Raw genomic sequence first — 24614 nt, 5'->3', positions numbered from 1 at the left:
CATCTACTCCGACTTAGCGCTGGTGTTTACCGCTACAGGGGCTCTGTTCGCCTCATCTGTCATCGCTTCCTGAGCGACCACGGAGCTCCCCGGCTTAATGAACTGAAGCCCTTCGACGATGACTTTGTCTCCGGCGCTCAAACCGCTTTCCACCAGCACATTCGCACCGACGGTGCGGCCAACCTTGAGCTGGCGTTGCTCGACTTTGTTATCGGCGGTAACGACCATGGCGGTCGGGGTGCCCTTGAGATCCCGGGTCACACCAATCTGTGGAGCAAGAATGGCCTGCTCGGCGACTCCCTCCTGCAACCGCGCATGCACAAAAATCCCGGGCAGCAGCAAGTGATCGGGGTTGGGGAACACGGCGCGCAGGGTGACCGAACCGGTTGCTTCGTCGACCGAGACTTCTGAAAATTCCAGCGAACCCTGCAGCGGATACTGGCTACCGTCCTGAAGTGTCAGGCTGACTTTCGCAGCCCTGTCAGCAGTTTTCTGCAACTGCCCGCTTTCAAGAGCCCGACGCAGTTTGAGCACCTCGCCATAAGGCTGAGTGACATCGACATAAATGGGGTCGAGTTGCTGGATAATCGCAAGGGGCGCTGCTTGGCCATTAGAAACTAGCGCACCCTCGGTCACAGCCGAACGTCCAATTCGCCCGCTGATGGGCGCGAACATTTTGGTATATCTCAGATTGATCTGGGCGCCCTTGACTTGTGCCTCTGCCTGCATCTGCTGAGATCGAGCAGTGTCATACTCCTGCTTGCTCACCGCCTGCTCATCGATCAGTTGGCGATACCGGGTGGTCAGCGAGCGAGATTGCTCCAAACTGGCCTGCGCACTGGCGAGCGTCACCTCGTAAGTTGATGGATCGATCTGATAAAGCTGCTGACCAGCCTTGATATCTGCGCCTTCCTTGAACAAGCGTTTCAGGACGATGCCATCCACCTGCGGCCGAACCTCAGCAAGGCGGTAGGCACTGGTACGCCCGGGCAGGTCGTTGAACAAGGTCACCGCCTGAGGTTTCAGGGTCACCACACTGACTTGAGGGGCTTGCGCCGGGGTAGCAGCAGCCTGCTCCTTGTTGCATCCACTGAGCATCGTGGCAAAAGCAATGGCGGTCACCAAGGCAGGAAAGATAGGCTTGAATGGCATAAAGTCCTCGAACATCGCGCTGAAAAATGCGCGCATGAGTTTGCAAACTGCCGCAGCACAGGCTGAAACAGCGGCTGACGGCAATGGGGAGAAAGAGTTCGGCAAGTACGCGCAAGAGGCGCGGTGCGAAGATCAAGCTTATTGACCGGGTCAAATAAAACCCGACGAGCCAATGCGCTGCGCATTGGATTGTTATGTAGGCATGCTAACAATCGAGGGGCCTGAGGATTAGCCCGACTTTACTGAAATCACCAATGAGTGATATTCAGCAATAAAATGGTTTCAGAATTTTGCAGATTACTCGCAACGCTCTATATCCAGCGATTAACGCAGGACAGCATTTCGATTAGTGAGTTTTGATCAGCTTTGGCCTCTAATGCGTGCAGCGCATCGGCGAGGCTCATATCCTGCAGGAGCTTCCAACTCAAGTCTTCTACGACTCTGCCATGGATAACTCACGGGAAAATCTGGGTTCAAGCTGACAAGTTTCGTGGATCGTTGACGTCCGCAACTTCAGACTTCCACCCGCTCGCCCATTCAGGACGGCCTGCATCTCCCCAAGCACCGCCATCGCCACACTTTCCGGGGTGTCCCCACCCAAATCCAAACCCATTGGATAGTGCAATCGGTCCAGCGCAGGCAGGCTGTTTGTCTGTCGCGTTATTTCATCTAGCAGACGCTCGGTCCGATCAGGCGGCCCGAGCTGACCGATATAACGGGGATTACCTTGCAACGCGCCTTTCAACCAATGCGCATCCTGGCTCAGGCTATGGGACATTACCGCCACACACGCCCCCTCCACGAACTTTCGAAATTCGAAAGGCCCGCCTATATCGGCGCTCAACACCCGATCCGCTTCGGGAAAACGTTCCGGACGGGCGAAATGTGGGCGACTGTCAACAACGGTGACATGCCACCCCAGGATTTTTGCGATCCGTACCAACGGCTGCGCATCATGGCCCGCCCCAAAAATCATCAGACGCGGTGGTGGCGCGACGTATTCCAGAAAAACCTCTACCTCTGCATAGCCTTCGGTATAGCGTTGCCGCGTAGATTTTTGCTGGTCCAATGTGAGACGCAGATCAGCGGTAATTCGCTCGTTCAGTGCAGGATGGTAGAGCCCTCCGAAGGGCGCCGCGCCAGATTCCAGGAACACACGGTCTCCAACATCTGCACGGCTATTGCGAGAGCTCGCTATTACCGTTGCGATCGCCACGGGTCTCTGGTTGTTTCTTACTTTGCGTAACGCATCAAGCACAGCGCATTGCTTTGTAGCGGGTATTCGCTCAAACAACACATACACCTTGCCGTTGCAGCCCAGCCCGAAACCAAGGGACTCTTCACCGCCCTCTTCGTCTGTGGCCTCGGCCGTGCTGTAGCTACGAATCACCGGGCCCGACTCACTTAGCCACCAGGCCTTTCGCACCACATCAGCCTCCAGACAGCCACCACTGATGGTGCCCTCCGGACGTCCATATTGTGAAACGAGCATGCGCGCCCCCGGACGGCGATACGCCGAACCCTCGACCTTCACAACGGTGGCGAGTACAGACTCTCGACCCTCGTTCTGTTCGGCGTGGATGGCATCGAGCAATGCGTTCAAACTGGACATATCAGATCTCTCTCCCAAAGCGAATCCGGCGAAGTCGCTGTCGATCGCCAACTATCCAAGCGGGCGCAACTCTCTGATCAAGTCGATCAGCAAACGTAGCGTGATCGGCACCTGCCGGTAGCTTGAGTAATAGATATGGAAGCCTGGACCGACACTGACCCAATCCTCCAAAACCACTTGTAACGTTCCTTCTGCTATAAGCGGCGCGACAATGGGTTCGGCACAATAAGTCAGCCCGGCGCCCTGGGCGACCATGGCGAGCATCATCCGTGTCTCATCCAGCACGACATTACCGGACACTGGGATCTCTAATTTTTCACCCTCCTTCTCAAACTCCCAGTTGTACATCCGGCCGTTGCCTAGCCGAAACCTTAAACAACTGTGCTGTTTCAAATCCTCTGGGTGCAGCGGCATACCACATCGGTCGAGGTAATCGGGGGTCCCTACCACGACCCATCGAACAGAGGGGGAAAGGCTTTGGGCAATCATGCCTTCAGGTACGGTAGCGCCATACCTGATCCCAGCGTCGAAGCCTCCTTCAACAATGTCCACCATACTGTTGGTGGTTGAGACTTCCACTTCGATATCGGGATAACGATGAGCAAATGTCGATAAAACGGGTGCCAACAAAAGGAGCGCCGCGTCACTGAAAACATTCAGCCGTATACGACCCGTGGGCTCATCACGGAACTTATTCAACAGCTCGATGGCCTGGTCGATTTTGTCGACAGGTTCGCTTATCAATGCCAGCAGTTCCTCACCGGCTGCCGTCAGGGTGACGCTGCGGGTCGTGCGATTGAGCAAACGAACCCCCAATCTCGCCTCCAGCCCCTTGATCGCATGGCTCAGCGCAGATGCACTTATCCCTACTTCAACACCCGCACGACTGAAGCTGGAATGGCGGGCGACAGCTAAAAAGTAGATAAAATCGCCAAAGTTGGCACGAGTCAGCTGCATGAGTTCTCTGCCATGGGTGTGAAACGTATGAACGAAAGGACTTCACTCGCCCTCTGTGCTACAGACAATTTTTGCCGGCGTGGTTTTGACTGTTTTGGGGGATCACTCGTCGACCAAGGTGATCGTTGCTTCAAGGGCCCCAGGACGCGCGAGTACTTCCAGGCCGGAATCAATCCTGCCGAGTTTGATAAGGCCGCTCGAATACTTGAAGCCTTTATGAAAAATGGCGAGATTTCCCCATGGCGCATAAAAGGCAATGTCACCCGCCGAAGGCGTGAACCCAGCAGGCGCGCCCTGTGTCGATAATGGCTCGGGCAGTACGCTGATCTTCTCGGTCGAGGCGTAGTCTTCCAGCGTCAGTTTCATCGGCAGCTGTTTAACGAGATCTATGGAGGAATCGTTGTTGTCGAGCGTTGCCATAACCGGACCGCCTGAAACATTGATGCGTATTTTCATAGTTGCTCCACTTTGCTCCGATGGGGTGCAGGGCACGCCCTACCCCCGCCACGAATTGATCTGGTAGCAAAAATGCTTTCCCGCCAGAAGGTATCAGCTGACAGAAAAACTGAAATACCTCGCAGCGATTGAAGTCATGAATGAGATTTATCAATCGTCGTTACACACGCAGTGCATTCATAACCAGCGTGAAGGCCCGCGACGGCTGCCTGCGACTTGGGTAATACAAATGGTACCCGGGGAAGGGAGCACACCAATCTTCCAGCACACGAACCAGGCGGCCACTTTCCAGATGCGGTGCGAATTCTTCTTCAGGAAGATAGGCGATGCCCAGGCCGGCCAAGGCTGCATCCACCATGCTGGGAGAGGTGTTGAACACGAGCTGGCCATCCACCCGTACATTCAACGGTTGGCCACGACGCTCAAACTCCCAAACGTACAGCCCCCCTGCTGTTTGCATACGCTGATTGATACAACTGTGCTTTAGCAGGTCTCGTGGATTTTTGGGTGTTGGATGCCTTTCGAAATACGTCGGGGAAGCCGCAGCGGCCATGCGCAGTTGAGGACCGATGGGTACCGCAACCATATCCTTGTCGATGGTATCGCCCATACGCACGCCTGCATCGAAACGGTCGGCGACGATGTCTCGAAAACCATAATTGATATCGAACTCTATCTTGATATCCGGATAATCGAGCAAAAGCGGCGTGAGCTTGGGAAGCAAATGTGCTCGAAGAATGTGCTCACCACAGGTGATGCGCACGGTGCCGGCGGGTTTATCGCGCATCTCGGTCAGTTCGTCGAGTTCTGCCTCGATTTCGTCAAAGCGATGACCAATGGCTTTTAGTAAACGCTCGCCCGCTGCCGTAGGCGATACGCTACGGGTGGTTCGTGTAAGCAAGCGAATCTCCAGCCTGGCCTCTAACCCGCTCATTGCCTGGCTGAGGGCAGATTGAGTCACGCCCAGTACGGAAGCTGCCCGCGTGAAGCTGCCTTCACGGGCAATCGTTACGAACGATAAGAGATCATTGAGGTTACGTCTGACCATCGCCCAAGTCTCTCATAAATCATTAATTAGCAGGCCTTATAGCCCCTTTAAGGACTGATTAGCTAGTGGCGCCGAAGGGGGCCGGTTACATTAACAACCTCTTTTTAACCAACCCTTCGTTGTATTCAGCGCGAGCGATCGCCATGGCGCTTGGGACGAGAGGCGCGAAGTGACCCGAGGGGACGTGCATGGATCGTAGAGACTTTCTCATCAGAGGCGCCGGACTGGGTTCGGCGTTGATCGCAGGCTCACTTCTGGAAGCAACGGCATCCTGGGCAGAGACCCCAACCAATTCCCGAAGGGAGGCTCCCACGTCCAACGCACAACGGGACAACAATGCAAGCGGCAAAGCCCGCGTATTCATTACCGGCTCGGCCGATGGACTGGGCCATGCCACCGCCAAGACCCTCCTTGCCCAAGGCCACGAGGTTGTCGTGCATGTGCGCTCCCCTGCCCGGTTGTCTGCCGTGCAAGAACTGGTGGACCAGGGCGCCATCGCGACAGTCGGCGACTTGGGCGATCTTGAACAGGTTCGCGACCTTGCCCGTCAGGTCAATGCCATCGGCGCGATGGATGCCATTGTTCACAACGCTGGCATCCTCAGCGGGGCGCAACTGCTAGTCGTCAACGTCGTCGCCCCCTATATGCTCACGGCCCTGATTCAGCGCCCCAAGCGTCTGATCTACCTGAGCAGCAGCATGCATAGGGGGGGACGAGCCAGCCTGACGGGATTGGACTGGTCGGGCAGCACCCCCACAGGCAGCTATTCGGACAGCAAACTCTTTGTAACCGCACTCGCAGCAGCCGTTGCGCGGTTGTACCCCGACGTCCTCAGTAATGCGGTCGATCCGGGCTGGGTCCCAACGAAGATGGGAGGTCGCAACGCACCTGACGACCTGCGCCTCGGACACCTGACCCAGGAATGGCTTGCCACCAGCAATGACCCTGAGGCACTCACCAGCGGCGGCTATTGGCACCATCAGCGGCGCGAACAGCCGCATTCCGCGGTCCAAGACTCCCGATTCCAAGACTTGCTGCTGGCTGAACTCACGCACGCCAGTGGCACGAACCTGTCGTGACCACCTCCACGGTAACTACTGCATGAAATTAATCTGGGGTCGTCTTCTCATGGCCGTTGTTGGTATCGCTCTGCTAGGCATCGTTGGCGCCTTCGCCTATTTACAGCAGCCGGTCTTCGGCGAGCTGCCCAGCGGCGAGCGGCTGACGCGCATCGAACATTCGCCCAATCATGCCGACGGAGTGTTCCGCAACCAGATCGACACGCCCATGAAGACCACGGACCAATCCGAGATATCGATGTGGATGCAGACCCTTTTCGGGCAAGAGGGGCAGCCTCGACCGCCAAGCCCGATTCCCGCCGTCAAGACCGACCTCAAAGCACTCGACCCTACACAGGATATAGTCGTTTGGCTGGGCCATTCCTCCTACTTCGTGCAACTGGGCGGACAACGCATCCTGATCGATCCGGTGTTCAGCACTTACGCCGCGCCGATCCCCGGAGTGAACAAGGCATTCGAGGGCACCAGTCTCTACACGGCCGATGACATACCCGAGATCGACGCTTTGTTGATCAGCCACGATCATTACGATCACTTGGACTATCCAACCGTTCAGGCGCTTCAGCCCAAAGTCAGAAAGGTTATCGTGGGGTTGGGTGTAGGCACGCATTTCGAGCGCTGGGGCTACGACATGGGAGTCGTACGTGAAGCCGACTGGAACGAAGTCATCGCGCTGACACCGAACGTCAGAGTCCACGTCACCACAGCTCGACACTACTCTGGACGCACCTTTACCCGCGATCAGTCGCTGTGGGTCGGCTTTGCACTTGTATCTCCTGAGCAGCGGTTGTTTTTCAGTGGCGACTCGGGTTATGGCCCGCACTTTGCCGAGATCGGCCAGCGGCTGGGTCCGTTCGACTATGTCGCCATTGATGCCGGTCAGTACGATCCGCGCTGGGCGAACGTCCACATGAATCCGGAACAGGCCGCGCAGGCAGCCAAGGACCTGCGCGCCCGAGTGCTGATGCAGACGCATGTGGGCCGCTTCTCCATCGCCCCTCACGATTGGGATGATCCGTTCAAGCGCATGCAAGTCGCCAGTCAGGGGCAAACCTTCGCGCTGTGGACGCCCGAAATCGGCCGCACGGTCTACCTTGACGGCCGTGCGCAGTCGTTCACGGCATGGTGGGAAGACGACGCAGCGAAGACTCCGCCTCAGCTCGCGGCTGGAGCCAGGGAGGAGTAAGTCGTGCAATCTCCCTTATCGCTGTTGCAGCGCCAGGCCAAGGTGCGCCCCGAAGAAGCACCCGCAGTCCCGTGGTCGATGCTCTACGTCATCGCGCTATTTCTGGCGTATTACCTGTTGCGACCGATCCGCGACGAACTCGGTGTGGCCGGCGGGGTCCAGAACTTGCCCTGGCTATTCACTGGTACGTTGTTGGCGATGCTGGTAGCCAGCCCGCTGTTCGCGCTGGCCGTGCGCAAACTGCCACGCAAGCAGTTCATCGTCGTGGCCTATCGCTTCTTCGCTGCCAACCTGATGTTGTTTGCACTGCTGCTGCATCTCGCCGATCCACAGTGGCAGGTGTGGCTGGGACGTGCCTTTTTCATCTGGGTCTCGGTCTTTAACCTGTTCGTCGTCTCGGTGTTCTGGTCCTTCATGGTGGATATCTTCGACAGCGAGCAGGGCAAACGGCTGTTCGGGCTACTCGCGGCAGGAGCAACGATTGGCGGCCTCTTGGGCTCGGCTATCACTTCCAGCCTGATCCAACAGTTGGACCGCTCCTGGCTGATGGTGATTGCCATCCTGTTTCTGGAAGTGGCGGTACTTGCATCACGCCGTTTATCTCGCCTTGCTCCGATGTTCAGCCACACTACGCTCAAGGAAAACCCGGACCAGCCCTTGGGTGGCGGCATCTTTACCGGCATGGTCCACACGTTGCGTTCGCCCTACTTGGTCGGGTTGGCACTATTCATTCTGCTGTACTCGGTCACGTCGACTTTCTTGTATTTTCAGCAGGCCAGCATCGCCGAGTCCTCGTTCCCTGATCGTGCCGCCCGCACGGCGTTCTTTGCCAATATCGACCTGATCGTCAATGCGATCACACTGCTATTCCAGCTGTTCATCACCGGCAGGATGATCGCCACCGCGGGCATCGTGGCAACGCTGTGTGTCCTGCCGCTGGTCAGCCTGTTCGGCTTCGCTGCCTTGGCCGCCAGCCCTAGCGTCGCAGTCATCGTGGCCGCGCAGGTCGCCCGCCGGGTAGCGAACTTCGCACTGGCCAGACCCGCCAGGGAAATCCTGTTTACCTCCAGCACACGTGAAGATCGCTACAAAGCCAAAAACTTCATCGACACGGTCGTTTATCGTGGCGGTGACCAAATCGCCAGTTGGGGATACGCAAGCCTGATGGGCCTTGGCCTGACCCTGGCGCAGATTCCCATGATCTCGGTCCCCCTCTCAGCTATCTGGCTGGGCTTGAGTGTCTGGTTGGGACGAACCCACCTGAAGCAGGAACAGCGCGATGCTACGGTCTCACCATCATTGATTGAGGACAGGACATGAAGTCTACCCGCCGCTCCATAGTGAAATCCCTTGGCGTATTGGCCGCTCTGCCTTGGCTCATCCCCGCGAGTCGCGCCTTTGCGGTCGCGCCAACACGCATCGGCGTGATCGGTAGCGGATCGCTGGGCGGCACGGTAGGTCGGCTGTGGGTCGAGGCTGGACATGAGGTCATGTTCTCTTCCCGCCATCCAGAGCAATTGCAAGACATGGTTGAGGCGTTAGGGCCACGCGCTTCGGTCGGCCTGCCGATGGCGGCAGCGGAATTCGGCACCGTGCTTCTGTTGGCTATTCCGTTTGAAGCGCTGCCCCAGGTCGGGCGAGACCTGCACAGTGCCTACCGCGGCAAGATCGTTCTGGACTCCACCAATCCTTGGGGCACAAGCAGCAGCGATGTATACCGCGAAGCGCACAACCTGGGCGTTGCTGAAACCGTCGCGAAGTACATGATCGGCGCGCGACTGGTGCGCGCATTCAGTGCCGTCGATGCCACCGTGGTGGCAATGTCTGCCTCACGAGCGGGCGGGCGCATTGGCATGCCCGTCGCAGGAGATGACGCCGAGGCCTTGCGGGTCGCCGCCGACCTGGTACGCGATGCTGGTTGCGACCCAGTCGTCGTGGGCAACCTGGCTGCCTCCGCCTCGTTCCAGCCGGGCAGGCCGGGTTTCCGCGCCCATCTGACCGCACCGGAACTGCGCCGCCTCCTCGGCCTGTAGTGCAGAGTTCTGGTGGCCGCGCAGATAAGCAAGAAACCTTGCTGCTAGCTCCCACCCCAACAATCGGCCGGTGGATCAAACTGCCAGGCTCTCATGAGTCGGGCAGTGTGATCGCGAGGAAGCTGAATCGAACCGCCGGGTGATCGGAAAATGTGCCGCTCTCCTGTCACCCGCCCCCCCCCTCCTGCACTCAGCTCATCCAGTTCCCGCCATCAACGTTGTACGTTTGTGCAACGATGTAATCGCTCTCCGAGCCCGCCAGGAAAATTGCCATTCCTACCAGATCCTCTGCCGTCCCCATTCTTCCATACGGAACCTCAAGGCCGACGAGCCGCTTTTTCTCACCCAGGGGTCGGTTCTCGTGTTTGGCAAAGAGCGCGTCGACACCGTCCCAGTGTTCGCCATCGACAACCCCCGGGGCAATCGCATTGACATTGATTTTGTGCTTGATGAGGTTAAGGCCAGCAGACTGTGTAAGGCTGATGACGGCCGCCTTGGTGGCGCAGTAGACGCCTACCAACGCCTCACCGCGGCGACCCGCCTGGCTGGCCATGTTGATGATCTTACCGCCATGCCCCTGACTGATCATCTGCTTCGCCGCTGCCTGAAGCGTGAACAGCGTCCCGCTGACATTGATTGCAAAAAGCTTGTCGTAGCTTTCCCGAGTGATCTCGGTGATCGGTGCAAGATCGAACAACGCCGCATTGTTCACAAGGATGTCCAGCTTTCCTGCGTGGGCAACGACCTCGGCGATCGCTGCATCAATGGACGCCTGGCGGGTAACGTCCATCTCCACCGCGTAAGCTTGCGGCCCAAGCTCGGAGGCCGTCGCTTGAGCTCTTTCCAAATTGATGTCGGCGATAGCGACCGTAGCGCCTTCACCGATATAGGCCTGGGCAAACGAGCGTCCAATACCGCGCGCGGAACCAGTGATCAAAGCGCTTTTACCTTCGAGACGTTTCATTGAATCTACCTTTGTGGTTCGTGGCGCGCTTCATCGAAAGAGCGCGCGTGATGGAAGTCAGGCCGCGCGTGATGCCGCAGGGCTTACCGAAAGACCGCTCTCATCAAATAGATGGCAATGAGCGACATCGAGGGTGAGATAACGCCGGGCGGCGTACGGCACTTCGCAATCCCCCTGGACACGTACCGTCAGGCTTTCTCCTGAATCGACATTCACGTGGCAGAAGGTATCGCTGCCCAGGCGCTCGGTGACATCCGTCGTGACTGGCACTTGGCCTTCAGCGCCCAGGGTCAAATGCTCCGGCCGTATCCCGATCGTCACAGATTGCCCGACCGACAACGCACTGCTGTCGCGTGGAATGAGCAAAGTGGTTCCAGAGGCGAATCTAACCTCCACCCCCGATGCATGCACGGCATGCACAGTCGCCTGCAAGAATCCCATTTTTGGTGTCCCAAGGAAGCCGGCAACGAACAGGTTGGCAGGGTGATGGTAGAGCTCGAGCGGCGAACCAATCTGCTCGATCCGCCCAGCGTTAAGCACAACGACCTTGGTGGCGAGCGTCATGGCTTCGACCTGGTCATGGGTCACGTAGATCATGGTCGCCTGCAGCTCCTTATGCAGTCGGGACAGCTCCAAGCGCGTTTGTACACGCAGCGCAGCATCAAGGTTCGACAGTGGCTCATCGAAAAGGAAAATTTTCGGGTTTCGGACAATCGCACGCCCAATAGCGACTCGTTGGCGCTGACCACCTGACAACTGCTTAGGCTTGCGGTCGAGCAGAGAACCAAGTTCGAGAATCCTTGCGGCCTCGGCGACCTTCCTTTCCACATCCGGCTTCTTCTCACCTGCCAGATCCAAGGCAAATGACAAATTCTTGCGTACCGTCATGTGCGGATACAGAGCATAGGTCTGGAATACCATGGCCAGGTCTCGTTTGGCAGGAGTCACCTCAGTGATGTCTCGGCCGTCGAGCTCGATCGTGCCGCTCGTGACGTCTTCCAAACCTGCAATCAGGCGCAACAGGGTCGACTTGCCACACCCCGACGGCCCTACGAACACCACAAATTCCTTATCCTTAACCTCGAGATCGATGCCCTTGATGATGGACAGTCCCTCGAAACCTTTCTTGAGATTTTCTATTTTCAAAGTGGCCATGCGTAAAGTCCTGTATGAAATTGGAGCCTTCGCGAAATCATTGAATGCTCGGCGTCGTCATTTGACGGCGCCAAAGGACAGCCCACGAACCAATTGCTTCTGACTGATCCAGCCGAAGATCAAGATAGGTGCGCAGGCCAATGTGGAAACCGCGGAAAGCTTCGCCCAGAACAGACCCTCAGGGCTCGAGTAGGAAGCGATCAGCGCGGTCAGAGGTGCGGCGCTGGAGCTCGTCAGGTTGAGCGACCAGAAGGCCTCGTTCCAGCACAGGATCATCGACAGCAGCATGGTCGAGGCCAGCCCACCCTTGCTGATGGGCAGCAGCACGCGCAGCATCTCCTGCCCCAGGGTCGCGCCGTCCAGCCTGGCCGCCTCCAGAATCTCCCGGGGGATGTCTTTGAAGTACGTGTAAATCATCCATACCACGATGGGCAGGTTGATCAGGGTGTAGATCACGATCAGCGCGATCCGGGTGTCCAGCAACCCCGCCCCCTTCGCCAGAAGGTAGATAGGCATGAGCACCCCAACTGGAGGAAGCATCTTGGTCGATAGCATCCAAAGCAGCGTCTGCTTAGTGCGCTTGGTCTCATAGAACGCCATCGAGTAGGCCGCCGGCACCGCGATCAGCATGCACAACGCTGTAGCGGAGAAGGAGATCAGCACCGAGTTCCACGCAAAGTGGAAGTAGTCACTGCGCTCCTGGATGTGCAAGTAATTCTCCAGCGTAGGCATGAAGATGAACTGTGGCGGCGTAGCGAAAGCGTCGATCTCGGTCTTGAAACTGGTAAGCACCATCCAAAAGATCGGAAAGAACAACAGCAAAGCGGTGACCCAGGCCAAGGTGCCGAGCAGTACGCTTTGCAGAGACCGGGATTGTTTAAGCGTCATCATGGCGTTGTCCTCAGGCTTTGTCGGTCAGGTTCTTGCCAATCATGCGCACCAGCACAATCGCCGCGATGTTAGCGATCACCACCGCAATCAGGCCACCGGCCGAGGCCATGCCCACATCGAACTGCACCAGCGCCTGGTTGTAGATCAGATAGGCGAGGTTGGTCGAAGCGAACCCAGGTCCGCCATTTGTCGTGGTGAAGATTTCTGCAAATACCGACAGCAGGAAAATCGTCTCGATCATCACCACCACCGCGATGGGCCTGGCCAAATGTGGCAGGGTCAGATGCCAGAAGATGGCCAGGGCACCCGCCCCATCCAATCGAGCGGCCTCTTTCTGCTCTTGATCGAGCGACTGCATGGCTGTCATCAGCAACAAGATCGCAAAAGGCAGCCACTGCCAGGAAACAATGACGATGATCGAGAAGAGTGGGTAATGAGCTAGCCAATCGACGGGCTGTGCCCCGAAGAACTTCCATACCGCCGCGAGGATCCCGGAGACAGGGTGGAAGATCAGGTTCTTGAAGATCAGCGAACCCACGGTCGGCATGATAAAAAACGGCGAAATGAGCAGCACCCTGACTATGCCGCGTCCAAAGAACTCGCTTGCCTCAAGCAAGGCTGCAATCAAGACACCAAAAATCACGCTGATCAGCAACACGCTGCCCACCAATATCAACGTGTTAAGCGCTCCGGGAAGAAAACCCGAATCTGTCACGAAATAGGCAAAGTTCTCCAGGCCAACGAACTCGTTTTCCCCTGGATTGAGCAGGTTGTACCGGATCACCGAAAAATAAACGGTCATGGCCAGCGGCACGATCATCCAGAGCAACAAAAGTGCAACCGATGGCGACACCAGAAACCATCCTGGATTGATCAAACGGCGTGCGCGTGATGGCGCCGAGGCCGCAAGCTGGGCTCGAATAATGGACGTGTTCATGATTATTTACCTGTGCGGCTGTGACCGCCGGCGCTAAGCCGGCGGAGGTAAGGGGCTATTTATTTTTTGGGATAGCCCGCACGCTTCATCTCGCGCTCGGTTGTGGACTGGGCAGAAGCCAGCGCTTGCTCAACCGACATTTGTCCTGTCAATGCTGCGGAGAAAAGCTTGCCTACCGATGTACCGATCGACTGAAACTCGGGGATCACCACGTATTGAATGCCCACGTACGGAACAGGTTTGGCTGAAGGCTGCGACGGGTCAGCGTGCTTCATCATTTGCAACGTTACCTGAGCAAACGGCGCGGCCTTGAGGTAAGCGTCACTGTAGGTCGAGATGCGTGTACCGGGTGGCACGTTCGTGATGCCATCCTTATCGGTAACTAGCTGGATGTACTCTTTGGAGGTGGCCCAGGTGACGAACGATTTGGCGGCCTCTTTGTGCTTGGAGGTGGCAGGAATTGCCAATGACCAGGCGTACAACCATGAGGACCCCTTGTCGGTAACCTCAATAGGCGCAGGAGCGAAACCTACGCTGTCCACCACCCGGCTCTGCTCCTTATCGGTGGTGAAAGATCCAGCCACGCTTGCATCAACCCAAATCGCGCATTTTCCACTGTTGAAAAGGGCCAGTGTTTCGTTGAACCCGTTACTGGATACTCCCGGAGGGCCGTATTTCTTCAGGGTATCAACATAAAACGTCGCTGCTGCCTTCCACTCAGGACCATTGAGTTCAGGCTGCCATCTCTCATCGAACCAGCGCGCCCCGAAGGCGTTGGCCATCGTGGTAAGCAAGGCCATGTTTTCGCCCCAGCCAGCTTTGCCCCGCAAGCACATGCCATATTGATCCTTCGAAGGATCATTGAGCTTGGCAGCGAACTCGCCCAGTTGCGACCAGGTCGGCTGCCCCGGCATCGTCAGCCCTGCAGCCTTGAACAGGTCGGTGCGGTAGTACGTGATGGTGCTTTCGCCGTAGAACGGCAGTGCGTAGAGCGTATCGTTAACGGAAAGGCCCTGACGCACGGCAGGAAAGATATCGTCGACGTCGTAGCCGGCCGGGAGGTCCTTCATCGGCTCTAGCCAGCTCTTAGCACCCCACATCGGGGTCTCGTAGGTGCCAATCGTCAACACGTCGAACTGACCACCTTGAGTGGCAATGTCAGTGGTCAGGCGCTGACGCAGAACGTTCTCTTCGAGCACGACCCAGTTCAGTTTGATGTCGGGATGCTGCTGCTCGAAGACCTTGGATAGCCGTTGCATTCGGATCATGTCACCGTTGTTGACCGTCGCGATGGTCAGCGTCTCAGCGGCATGGCTGGCAAGGGCGAATGACAGACCAGTAGAAAGAATTAGCGCATTCGTAATCTTCATGGGGCTCTCCACTCCAAGCCAGATGACCGGAGCTATTATTGTTGTTGTTCACCACTTGTGAGCAAAACAAGACCGCATTGCAGTGGTGGGCGAATTGATTAGACCACCTACCCGCCCCGCCCTCAAACGAATCGCGGACGCCGAATCGATACTTTTTTGATCGCGACAACCGGCGGCCACGAGGGTTAAAAAAGTATCAACAAGCTGCAATAGTTGGGCTAGCAGCCCCGGACGAATTCGGCGTATGGTTGGCGCATTCGATCCACCGCATAACTATAAAAAGGGGCACGAGATGCCTGATAACCGCGCTGCTTTGTTCGAGCACCGACCAGCCGACCTTGAAGTCATCCTTCCTGAACCCGATCAGAGCTTTCGATGGTACGAGCACGACTATCCATACGCCCTCGCCCGCTGGAACCACCATCCGGAATATGAAATCCACCTGATTCGACAAGGAAGTGGCAAGCTTTTGGCTGGGGATTACATCGGGCCCTTCACCGCAGGACATGTCGCACTGATTGGCCCAGGTCTTCCCCATGATTGGATGGGAGATATCGCGCCGGGGGAACAGCTCGTAGGCCGCGACGTGGTTCTGCAGTTTGACGGTGCTGCCCTGCTCGACCTCCAAGGTTCATTACCTGAGCTATCAGAGCTGAAAACGCTATTTGAGCTGGCACAACGTGGGATCGAGTTTACTGGGGGGACGGCCGTCGAGGCCGCTTTGCTGCTTGAGAGAATCGGCGAGGCGACGGGGCTTCAGCGCCTGATCATGTTCCTGCAATTGATAGGCACCCTCGCAAGGGCGCCAAAGCGCGAAATTCGGGTATTGGCCAGCGCCTGCTACTCGCCTTCGTTGAACGAGCGCAGCTCGGAGCGAATTAATCAGGCATTCGACTACTTGATCAATGAGCTCACGTCTGACGTCCGGCTATCTGTCATCGCCGAGCGAGTTGGGATGAGCGAGGCCGGTTTTTCACGCTTTTTCAAACGAATCACTGGCCACGGATTCATGGACCTGATGCGCAAGCTGCGCATCCAGCGTGCATGTCGGCTACTCGTCCAGACACAGCTCTCGGTCGCCGAAATCTGCTTCGAGGTAGGCTACGAAAACGTCTCCAATTTCAATCGCCACTTCCGTCATGAAATGCATCAGACCCCGAGCGACTACCGGCGTACTACTGCCGTGAAGCTCTTCAACCGAGACAGTCTTCACCCATCGCTACCGATCACGCAGGTGCGGTGAGACCGCGCCTGTCGATGTAACGCACGATAGTGTCCCCAGCCCGATACAAGAGAGAATGAATATGCAATTGCCGAGCGTTGTTGTGTTTGGAGAAGCACTGACCGACGTGGTTCAACACTCGCCCGGACGGTGGCAGGGCTATCCAGGTGGCGCGCCCTGGAACGTGGCCCGCGCAATGAGCCGCCTCGGCGTGCCCACTGCATTCGCCGGCTCGATCAGTACCGACTCATTGGGCGATGAGCTCGCACAGCAATCGAAGTCTGCCGGCCTGGACATGAGATTCCTCCAGAGAGTTGACGCTGACCCTCTGGTAGCTATCGTGCCCTCCAGCCACCCTCCCCGGTATTTCTTTGCGGGCGAGGCCGATCTACTTTTTGATGTGGACCAACTCCCGGCAGGTTGGTTGGATGCCGCTCGACTCTGTCACTTCAGCTGTATCAGCCTTGCCCGTCAGCCATTGGGGGACAGGCTTGTTGAGGTGGCCAGGAGGGTGAAGGAAGAAGACAAGCTGATCAGCTATGACCCGAACTGGCGCAACCTGATGGACACCCGCTACCGCGAGCTGACTTTCCCGGCCATGGTGGAGCTTGCAGACATCATCAAGCTCTCGGATGAAGATCTTCGCCAGATATACCCTGGATTGAACGAAGAACAGGCGCTTCACACGTTGCGGACGATGAATGCTAGTGCGCAGATTCTTTTCACCCGTGGAGCGAAAGGTATGGCGTTGTATGCTGCCGACGTGAAGTTTGAACAGCCCGCGATCGCCGTTGAGGTCGCTGATACGGTGGGTGCTGGCGATTCGAGTATGGCCGGATGGCTGGCCTCGACGTTGTTAGGCATCCAAGAGCCCCATGCACGATTGGAGTTCTCCGCTGCTTGTGCCTCGGTGTCTTGCTCGCATGCCGGGGCTTACGCGCCTAGTCGTGAAGAGGTGGAGGATTTGCTGTCAAACCGCATGCAACATCAGCGCTGAAGTTCGCATTGCGTACCGCCATTTTGTCAGGAAGGCGGGACTCAAGAAGCACTGGATGGACTTTAGATCCCGGATGACGACTACCCCCCCTGCACGGGGCGTTTAATCCAAAATCATTCGAAGCGCACTGTTCGTGCCAGGCAGCCGTCCAGAGCGTTTTGCCAGGGCTGTTGCTTCTAAGCGGCCACCTGTTTCGCCCAATGCTTGTTCAGATCACCACTGAGCGTTCCCACCACTCCAGAAATACCTGCAAAGCCGCCTCGTTAGTGCTGGCCTGATTAACCGCCATGTAATAACCACGCGCGGTTCTGTGCTCCAATGCCAGGGGCTGCACCAATTGGCCACTGTCCAGATACGTCTTGAGCATACCGATGCATGCCAGCCCTATGCCGCGCCCATCCAGGGTCGCCTGAATCTGCTGCGCGTAGTTATTGTAGGCCATGCGCGAGGGCGGCAACGGGCCTTCATAGCCCATCTGGTTGAGCCAGGTGGACCAGTCCACCACTGGCCAGTTGAAGCCGCGCCAGTGTTCGTGGTCCAAGTGCAACAAACGCTCCCCCACCAGTTGCTGCAAGTTCTTGATCTGGCGCCCAGCGAGGTAGCCAGGGCTACACAGCGGCACCATATTTTCATCGAATAGGCGGGTCATGCGAATATGCTGCGACTGCCCCTCATCGCCGCAGGTGAAGGCCACGTCAATTTGTTCCTCGCGTAAATCCACCTCCCGGTCCAGCGCCAGCAACCGGATCGCCACCTCAGGGTGCTCGGCCTGAAAGGCCTCCAAGTGGGGCATCAGCCAATAGGTCGATAAGCCAATGGTGGCCGTGATCGTCAACGCCTCCTGCGTGCCGCTGCGGATATCACTGGCTGCCTGGGCAATGCGCTCCATTCCTTGATCCACCGCTGCATACAGACGCCTCCCAGAAGGGGTAAGGCTGACCCGACGGTGTTCACGCACGAATAGCTCGTGACCGAGAAACTCTTCTACGAGCCGAATTTGCCGGCTGACGGCCGCCTGAGTAATACATATTTCATGGGCCGCCGCAGTAAAACTCAGCAGCCGCGCAGCGGCTTCGAACACCACAAGACCGTTGAGAGGAGGAAGGCGCCGCCGAAGCTTTTCCATTACAAAAAGTTATCCAAAGGTCGTGAATTAGTTGTTTGTTCTGCTCGCAGAATCATGGCCATATGGCAACCAGGCCGGCGTATACGACCGTCCATGTCTGCGATGACCAGTATTGATCTGCCTCTATTCCATTACCTAAGCTTTATCGTAATTTCAGGAGAGACGCAAATGCGCTTGGTGCACACATTCAAGGTTCTGATGGGAGGCTTGGCGCTTTCCCTTTTGCAGGTACTGCCGGTCTCCGCCGAGCAGGCACCGATCCGTATCGGCTGGATCAACTGGGCAGATGCAGAAATCACTGCAAAACTGGCCGCCAAGGCGATCGAAGACGTGACTGGCCATCCGGTCAAACTCGTCATGGCCGACCTGGGCATCCAATTCCAGGCATTAGCCAACAAGAGCGTCGACTTCATTCCAATGGTCTGGCTGCCAGGGGCGCACAAAACCTTCTGAGACAAGTACAGCTCTCAAGTTGAAGACTTGGGGACCGTGTACGACGGCAAGATTGGCTGGGCGATTCCAGACAGCATTCCGGCCAGTGAGGTGTCCAGTATTGAAGACCTGAACAAGCCGGGCATTGCGGCGAAATTCGGCAACCGAATCCTGTCGGCAGGAGCGGGAAATGGGCAATACAAACTGTCCGAAAAGGCCATCGCCGAATATGGCCTCAAAGACTACAAGCTGGTTGCTTCCTCCGAAGCAGGCATGCTCTCGGAATTAGCGCGGGATCAGTCCCGTGACAAATGGTCGATCATCAACGCCTGGAACCCGCACTGGATGTTTGCTAAATGGAAATTGCGCTATCTCGTCGACTCGAAGAACATTTTCGGCGGTACTGAGCATATCCACGTGGTTTCCCGCCTGGGCTTCAAGGCGGACGAGCCGAAGATCGCCACCTTCCTCGAGCATTACACGTTGCCTTTGAACGATCTGGAAACCATGCAGATGCAAGCCAAGGATAGTTCGGTCGATGAAGTAGTGAACGCTTACTACTTGAAGAACCGCACACGCTTCGCTGCCATGTTCCAGTGACCTGACATTTGCGTCCAGTTTCAAACGCTGCGTTTTATCCCACTACCTGAACCTGATCCACCGCATGCGGCAACCCGCCTGTGCGCCGATGTGTGCCCGTCATTTGCTGAATTGCCATTTAACTAATAAAACACCCTGGAGAACCGCAATGAAACTGACTGATTTCAAAGTCCTGACCTTTGACGTAGTAGGCACCCTGATCAATTTCGAAGCCGGCATCTTGGCGGCCGTACGCAGTATCGGCGGACCTGAAGCCTATAACGTTTCTGACGACGCCATTTTCGACGCTTACAAAACCGCAGATGACGTGTACCGCGGCGACATGCGTGCTCCCAATCGATTCATGTACACCATGAGCGATATTTATCAAAAGTTCGCAGCCGAATTGGGACTGATCAGCGATAAGGCCGCCGGTGATCGCTTTCAGGCTTCAGTGGTCTCCTGGCCAGCCTTTGCCGATTCCGTGGATGCCCTGGCTCGCCTGCGCAAGCATTTCCGTCTAGTCGCCATGACCAACGTCGATCGCACTTCCTTCTCCGCTTACCAATTCACCCTGGGCTATCCGTTCCATGACTCGCTCACCAGCGAAGAGACCGGCGTACATAAGCCCGACCCACTGTATTTCGCTTACAACCAAGGACGTCAGTCAGCTTCAGGTTTCCAGAAATGTGACATTTTGCATGTCGCTCAGAGCCAGTATCACGACATCGGTGTGGCGCACGAGGCGGGCTATACCACTTGCTGGATCGAACGTCGTCACGACATCCTGGGCTATGGCGCCACGCCCGTGCCTGAAAAGGTCACTCAACCCGACTTCCACTTCCACTCAATGAAAGAGCTGGCTGACGCAGTGGAAGCCGAGTTGAGCAACCCAGCCATGAAATATTCCTGAGGAAGCGAGCCATGGCCGTCAGTCCTTTTGCAGCCGATATTGCTTCACTGTGGCAATCCACGGCCGTTGACGCTCCGTCATTTCCAGCGCTGGAAGGTGATCGAAGCTATGACGTGGTCGTGGTGGGGGGAGGCTATACCGGGTTGTCCACGGCGCATTATTTGGCGAAAAAAGGGCTGGCAACAGTGGTGCTGGAAGCCAGTCGCATCGGCTGGGGGGCGAGCGGTCGAAATGGTGGCGTGGTGTCGGCCAAGTATCGTATCTCGCTGAGCAAGGTGGCGGCGCGATACGGACTGGAGATGGCTCAGACTATGCGTCGTCTATCCCTTGAGTCGGTGGAACACCTTGAGGAGCTGGTGGCGGTTTATTCGCTGGAAGCGGCGCAATATCGGCGTAGCGGCAGCCTGCATTGCGCGCACAACGAGGCCACGCTGGACTACTGTGTGCGGGAGGCGCAGTGGTTGCATGAGCATTTGGGGGATAGCTCCTTCGAAGTGCTTTGCGCCGGTCAGATGCAGGAGGAAACCGGCTCTGGCGATTTTGTCGGCGGCGTCCTCGACAGAGGTGGAGGCTTGTTACACCCATTGAACTTCGTCCGGGGGTTGGCCGACGGTGTGAGCGCGGCGGGAGTCAGTATTCATGAGGGAGCGCCCGTCATGGGCATTCGGCGGATGGGGACGGGCGTCAGGGTGGAGACACCTACTGGCACTGTCCGTGCCAAGCAAGTCGTGTTGGCTACTAACGGTTACTCGAGCCTAACGCCAGCTACTGCGCCTGTGCGCAAATCGGTCGTGCCTTTTCGTTCGGCGATGCTGGCCACCGAGCCTCTCACCGGCCCGCAGCTGGAGTTGTTGCGCCACGGCCGCAGCTACACCGAAACGCGGCGGATGATGCGCTGGTTTCGGATGGCCGAGGACCGTCTGTTGTACGGCGGTCGCGGTGCGTTCGGCACGGATGACTCCGAGGCGGCTTTCAATGCCTTGCACGAAGCGATGGTCAAGCAGTTTCCCCTACTCGCCCGGGCGACCATCAACCATCGTTGGTCGGGGCTAGTGGCGCTCACAATTGACAGTGTGCCGCACGTCGGACGGATTGATGACCGCGTGGTCTATGCCATGGGTTACAACGGCACGGGAGTGGCCATGTCCTCATACATCGGTAAGCATGTCGCAGATGTCATTGTTGGGCGGAAGCCAGAATTGGGGTTGATGTGGGCGGACAAAATACGCCGTATACCTTTTTATTCGCTGCGAGTACCCGTGGTTCGAATGGTCGCCGGTTGGTATCAGTTTTTGGACGCCATCGGACGCTGAGCGTATCCCGAAAGAAATGACAGTCCCAGGCCGCTACACAGCCTCGGTCCGGAAGGAGTGATACTGCCATGCTGTTGGAGAATGAAATTCAATGCTTGAAACTAGGCCGGGAATTATCGACCAAACTATCGAAGTGCCGGGATGACCCTCTCGCCATGTGGCTGGCCAGTTACATTCGCAGGTTGATGTGCGAATTATTGGAAGCTGAAGATCCGAGCCAGCTGGCGCGAGCAAGTAGCGCCTGCATGGACGCCATATTGAAGCTCTGGGAGCACCGCGGGTTGCTGCCCTGCGCGAATCAACGTCGTCCTGCGGACGGTGTCACGAGCCAGAGTTTTAAAGCGAAGTCAGACAAATGAATACATAGATAATCTCGCCATTGACCGCTCTAGGAATTGGCAAAAGTCATTTGGCGCTCAAGATTTTCTCATAGAGCCCAGTGAGCATGTGCTCTCTGGTCACGCCACGTCGTAGCGTCGTTTAATGCTCAAGTTGATCAAGTGGGGGAACGTAAGGCATTCGGTCGGTCAGGACCAAGGCCAGGCCTGCTCCGTGCGGGAAAAACCCGAAGGTTAAAAGCTGTGTACCGGCCCCAACTGCCAACCCCTTATTCGTCAGATCTCTTGCTTACTCCGTCTGTCGACGTCAAAAGCCGCCTTTCTTTCAAAGCTGACATCGCCAAAATTGATTCTCAGCAAGCAGGTATCAGCTGACAGTAAAACTTGAAGTACATCGCAGCGATTGAAGCTATAAATGAGAGTTATCAGTCACCCCCAGCAACGCGATGGTGTTATTGACGCCCAGCCATCAATACAGCTCATGGTTATATGCGATCACGCAGCTAGCTCTTCGTCATCCCTGTCGTAAAATCACGCCACGGTTACGCAGCCCCTGCGTCATCGTCAATAGGCTCCACGCCCATTCTGATAGAAGCCATAAGGTTGTTTGATTGACCTGAAAGCTCCCATAGTCAAGCACCCCCCCCAGCCAGAGCCATGACCGCACCAAGTCAGAATGAGGATTACAGTTCATACCCTCTGGAATTATTCGCCGCAACAAATGGAGCCCCATTGATGCCCGATCCGATCAAGCTTGAATTTTCCGAAAAGTACGACGATAAGCACGCGCAGAGTTATTTACTCAAGCATAAGGACAATCTGGCCCGCCGTTTATCCCACAAACGCGACGAGCAATTGGCACGTAGTGCGTTGGTCGCCGCTGGCGAGCCTGGCTTGGTGCTGGACTTGCCGTGTGGGGCCGGGCGTTTCTGGCCGTTACTGGCGCAAAAGCCTGGTCGCGTGATCATCGGCGCAGACAATTCTGAGTCGATGTTGAAGGTCGCAACCATCGCCCAACCGGCGGAGGTGGTGAAACGGGTTCGCCCGTTGCAGACCTCTGCCTTTGCTATCGATTTACCGGACAACGCGGTTGACAACATATTCTGCATGCGCTTGATGCACCACATCGGCGCCCCTGAGCACAGACTCGCGATACTGCGTGAGTTTCAACGCGTTACTCGCGACAGCGTAATTATCTCACTATGGGTGGACGGGAACTTCAAGGCTTGGAAACGCAAGCGTACCGAAGTGCGTCGTCGCAACAAAGGAGAACAGGAAGGTTACCAAAATCGGTTCGTGTTACCGGCTACTACTGTCGAGGCAGAGTTTGAACAAGTCGGTTTCCGTGTTCAGAAATCCCTGGACTTCATACCGTTCTACGCCATGTGGCGAGTGTATGTTTTGCGCAAAAAATAATAGGATGGCTATCGGCCGCTTATTCACTTGATGGTGTTTATAGTTTACGCCCCCTCGAATCATAGGCGACATGATCAGCTCCGTGGATGGGCGCCTCGTGTCTTTCCGATGGACATTTCTCCCCAACGGAGACAGTGAGCGAACGATTAGCAACCATTACGAGCGAATTGCCGCCAGCGTGGGCGAAGACGGTTTCATCATAGGTCGAAAGACCTGGGAAGGTAACGGCTGGATTACCGGACAGCGCATAGAGGCCTCGGGGGGTCTGCTTCTCAGGCCCAACGGTAGAGGTGGAGATGGCAGGTGCCTGCCACTCTCCACTTGCGTGCAGCGACAACGAACGTATTCGTCAGCGCCTGGGCAAACGGTGGCTTACAGCGATAGTAGGTTGGGCGCACCACATGTCTGCACGTAGGTCTGCGCAACACGTAGTTCGTATTATTGCTACGAGGATCTACGGCCCATACATTGGCAATTTATCTTTTCCGTGCATAGCAGTATTCTGCCCTACGAACTTTTAAGAGTAATCCCACCCAGCTATTATTTCCGCGCGAAACCACAACCACCATGAAGCCAGGTTGCGCAACACTTATTCACCATCAACTAATGATCCAAAAGGCTCGTCTGGACGCATTCAGAATGTGAGAACGTTACATAGGAGCCACGTAATTAGGCTTCTCAGCCACTTTCTTCCACATATGAAAATAACACGACGGTTCTGGATCATAGAGCTATCCAACAAATAGAAGTTAATAATAGCTAAAAGCTCTTCATTAGATCTCCCCGGCCCAGACCAACATCAGGACGGAGGTTATCAAGGGATCGATCTGAACCAAGAGACAGGCACCGCAAGGAAGCAAAGGCCAGTACAGGCGTCTAAAAAGGTACCTAGCGGTTGCACCCCGGATGAGGCCGCTAGCATGTACACAGCTCACAGTTTCAATCCATGGGAAAAATCGTTTTACCGGCCGATTGATGCTGCCATACGCTGGTGTGGGCTAATGGATCACGAGGCTCGAATTCTAGACAGCGCCTGGGATTGTCCAGGCTTGCTGTCGAAGCAATTTCCCCAATGGCCATGTCTGCATATCAACATGGGGAAAATTCTCGATGCCATACGAAACAACGAGATCCCTTATGGTTATTTCGGTGTGACGACTCGGCCAGGTAGCCCCGTCGACTACAGACTCGTAACTGTCAGGCATACGGATCTCAAATATTGGATGATTCACCATTATCCAGACCAATTCCCCGCCTTTCTATTTGGAAGGAAGACGCCTGATGAGTCAAAAATAAGTATTGATACCTACCTGACGCTACGAGCTGATAGAGATGCTCTCGAAGTCAAGCTTAGGGCGATAGAGATCGCTCATGAGGCCCTTCTGGAGGAACTCAAGGCGATAGGTGTTGCCGCTGACCGAAAACTGACCCAGTAAAG

General features: G+C 56.4%; 23 protein-coding genes and 2 pseudogenes. 13 read left to right on the top strand and 12 right to left on the bottom strand.

The features are described from left to right. Positions 1 to 3: 3 nt before the first annotated feature. A complete protein-coding gene (locus KGA89_RS29240) occupies positions 4 to 1152 on the bottom strand; it encodes an efflux RND transporter periplasmic adaptor subunit (protein ID WP_223473165.1) in 1149 nt (382 codons plus the stop codon). Between KGA89_RS29240 and KGA89_RS29235 the strand changes: the two genes are divergently transcribed. Next, complete coding sequence (locus KGA89_RS29235) at positions 1142 to 1297, top strand: hypothetical protein (protein ID WP_158249662.1); 156 nt, start codon at positions 1142 to 1144, stop codon at positions 1295 to 1297. The genes KGA89_RS29240 and KGA89_RS29235 overlap by 11 nt on opposite strands. Before the next feature lie 288 nt (positions 1298 to 1585). On the opposite strand, the gene KGA89_RS29230 is transcribed toward KGA89_RS29235, so the two are convergent. The 4 genes from KGA89_RS29230 to KGA89_RS29215 form a co-directional block, all read right to left on the bottom strand. Further along, the gene (locus tag KGA89_RS29230) at positions 1586 to 2764 is read right to left on the bottom strand and encodes an XdhC family protein (protein WP_223473164.1); all 1179 of its coding nucleotides are present in this window, start codon (positions 2762 to 2764) and stop codon (positions 1586 to 1588) included. A 51-nt stretch (positions 2765 to 2815) separates the two neighbouring features. Beyond that, a complete protein-coding gene (locus tag KGA89_RS29225; protein ID WP_223473163.1) occupies positions 2816 to 3721 on the bottom strand; it encodes a LysR family transcriptional regulator in 906 nt (301 codons plus the stop codon). 102 nt (positions 3722 to 3823) lie between these two features. Then, complete coding sequence (locus tag KGA89_RS29220; RefSeq protein WP_223473162.1) at positions 3824 to 4177, bottom strand: cyclophilin-like fold protein; 354 nt, start codon at positions 4175 to 4177, stop codon at positions 3824 to 3826. Between the two features lie 160 nt (positions 4178 to 4337). Beyond that, the gene (locus KGA89_RS29215; protein ID WP_223473161.1) at positions 4338 to 5225 is read right to left on the bottom strand and encodes a LysR family transcriptional regulator; all 888 of its coding nucleotides are present in this window, start codon (positions 5223 to 5225) and stop codon (positions 4338 to 4340) included. 188 nt (positions 5226 to 5413) lie between these two features. On the opposite strand from KGA89_RS29215, the gene KGA89_RS29210 reads away from it, so the two are divergent. The 4 genes from KGA89_RS29210 to KGA89_RS29195 all read left to right on the top strand — a co-directional run bounded on the left by KGA89_RS29210 (position 5414) and on the right by KGA89_RS29195 (position 9523). Then, positions 5414 to 6304, top strand: coding sequence for an SDR family NAD(P)-dependent oxidoreductase (locus tag KGA89_RS29210; protein WP_223473160.1), 891 nt, complete (start codon positions 5414 to 5416; stop codon positions 6302 to 6304). Between the two features lie 22 nt (positions 6305 to 6326). After that, positions 6327 to 7490, top strand: a complete 1164-nt coding sequence (locus tag KGA89_RS29205; RefSeq protein WP_223473159.1) for an MBL fold metallo-hydrolase — start codon at positions 6327 to 6329, stop codon at positions 7488 to 7490. A gap of 78 nt (positions 7491 to 7568) precedes the next feature. Then, positions 7569 to 8810: an NTP/NDP exchange transporter gene (locus tag KGA89_RS29200; RefSeq protein ID WP_223473158.1), complete on the top strand. Its 1242-nt coding sequence runs from the start codon at positions 7569 to 7571 to the stop codon at positions 8808 to 8810. After that, entirely contained in the window at positions 8807 to 9523 is a 717-nt protein-coding gene (locus KGA89_RS29195; protein ID WP_176167048.1) for an NADPH-dependent F420 reductase, read from the top strand. The genes KGA89_RS29200 and KGA89_RS29195 overlap by 4 nt, the downstream gene beginning before the upstream one ends. 190 nt (positions 9524 to 9713) lie before the next feature. Here KGA89_RS29195 and KGA89_RS29190 read toward each other — a convergent pair whose 3' ends face one another. The 5 genes from KGA89_RS29190 to KGA89_RS29170 are packed head-to-tail and all read right to left on the bottom strand — an operon-like array spanning position 9714 to position 14840. Beyond that, entirely contained in the window at positions 9714 to 10487 is a 774-nt protein-coding gene (locus KGA89_RS29190; RefSeq protein ID WP_013692788.1) for an L-iditol 2-dehydrogenase, read from the bottom strand. 57 nt (positions 10488 to 10544) lie between these two features. Next, entirely contained in the window at positions 10545 to 11642 is a 1098-nt protein-coding gene (locus KGA89_RS29185) for an ABC transporter ATP-binding protein (protein WP_013692787.1), read from the bottom strand. Positions 11643 to 11699: 57 nt separating this feature from the next. After that, positions 11700 to 12533, bottom strand: coding sequence for a carbohydrate ABC transporter permease (locus KGA89_RS29180; protein ID WP_013692786.1), 834 nt, complete (start codon positions 12531 to 12533; stop codon positions 11700 to 11702). A gap of 10 nt (positions 12534 to 12543) precedes the next feature. Continuing rightward, a complete protein-coding gene (locus KGA89_RS29175; protein WP_013692785.1) occupies positions 12544 to 13470 on the bottom strand; it encodes a carbohydrate ABC transporter permease in 927 nt (308 codons plus the stop codon). Between the two features lie 59 nt (positions 13471 to 13529). Beyond that, a complete protein-coding gene (locus tag KGA89_RS29170) occupies positions 13530 to 14840 on the bottom strand; it encodes an ABC transporter substrate-binding protein (RefSeq protein WP_079302507.1) in 1311 nt (436 codons plus the stop codon). 292 nt (positions 14841 to 15132) lie between these two features. Here KGA89_RS29170 and KGA89_RS29165 point away from each other — a divergent pair, with 292 nt between their 5' ends. Together KGA89_RS29165 and KGA89_RS29160 are read left to right on the top strand one after the other, a co-directional pair. Then, entirely contained in the window at positions 15133 to 16083 is a 951-nt protein-coding gene (locus KGA89_RS29165; protein WP_013692783.1) for an AraC family transcriptional regulator, read from the top strand. Positions 16084 to 16144: 61 nt separating this feature from the next. Continuing rightward, positions 16145 to 17059: a carbohydrate kinase family protein gene (locus KGA89_RS29160; RefSeq protein ID WP_041931136.1), complete on the top strand. Its 915-nt coding sequence runs from the start codon at positions 16145 to 16147 to the stop codon at positions 17057 to 17059. A gap of 208 nt (positions 17060 to 17267) precedes the next feature. Here KGA89_RS29160 and KGA89_RS29155 read toward each other — a convergent pair whose 3' ends face one another. Together KGA89_RS29155 and KGA89_RS30925 are read right to left on the bottom strand one after the other, a co-directional pair. Beyond that, positions 17268 to 17948 carry a LysR substrate-binding domain-containing protein gene (locus tag KGA89_RS29155; protein ID WP_223473194.1) on the bottom strand — a complete coding sequence of 227 codons (681 nt, stop codon included), beginning with the start codon at positions 17946 to 17948 and terminating at the stop codon, positions 17268 to 17270. 87 nt (positions 17949 to 18035) lie between these two features. Beyond that, positions 18036 to 18185: pseudogene (locus tag KGA89_RS30925) on the bottom strand (LysR family transcriptional regulator); the annotation flags it as partial. Between the two features lie 168 nt (positions 18186 to 18353). On the opposite strand from KGA89_RS30925, the pseudogene KGA89_RS29145 reads away from it, so the two are divergent. The 6 genes and pseudogenes from KGA89_RS29145 to KGA89_RS29120 all read left to right on the top strand — a co-directional run bounded on the left by KGA89_RS29145 (position 18354) and on the right by KGA89_RS29120 (position 24612). Beyond that, positions 18354 to 19217, top strand: a pseudogene (locus tag KGA89_RS29145) (glycine betaine ABC transporter substrate-binding protein). Between the two features lie 148 nt (positions 19218 to 19365). After that, positions 19366 to 20109, top strand: coding sequence for an HAD-IA family hydrolase (locus tag KGA89_RS29140; protein WP_079302505.1), 744 nt, complete (start codon positions 19366 to 19368; stop codon positions 20107 to 20109). 11 nt (positions 20110 to 20120) lie between these two features. Continuing rightward, positions 20121 to 21422, top strand: a complete 1302-nt coding sequence (locus tag KGA89_RS29135; RefSeq protein ID WP_223473157.1) for an NAD(P)/FAD-dependent oxidoreductase — start codon at positions 20121 to 20123, stop codon at positions 21420 to 21422. A gap of 68 nt (positions 21423 to 21490) precedes the next feature. After that, positions 21491 to 21781 (top strand): hypothetical protein, encoded by a 291-nt coding sequence (locus KGA89_RS29130; protein ID WP_013692777.1) that lies wholly within the window; start codon positions 21491 to 21493, stop codon positions 21779 to 21781. Positions 21782 to 22495: 714 nt separating this feature from the next. Beyond that, complete coding sequence (locus KGA89_RS29125) at positions 22496 to 23176, top strand: class I SAM-dependent methyltransferase (protein ID WP_079302504.1); 681 nt, start codon at positions 22496 to 22498, stop codon at positions 23174 to 23176. Positions 23177 to 24096: 920 nt separating this feature from the next. Beyond that, the gene (locus tag KGA89_RS29120; protein ID WP_223473156.1) at positions 24097 to 24612 is read left to right on the top strand and encodes a hypothetical protein; all 516 of its coding nucleotides are present in this window, start codon (positions 24097 to 24099) and stop codon (positions 24610 to 24612) included. Positions 24613 to 24614 lie beyond the last annotated feature (2 nt).

It is taken from the genome of Pseudomonas sp. A-RE-22 (assembly GCF_019956035.1).
GTDB lineage: Bacteria > Pseudomonadota > Gammaproteobacteria > Pseudomonadales > Pseudomonadaceae > Aquipseudomonas > Aquipseudomonas brassicacearum.
The sequence above is the reverse complement of the archived record's forward strand: the minus strand, read 5'-3'. Positions and strand labels throughout refer to the sequence as shown.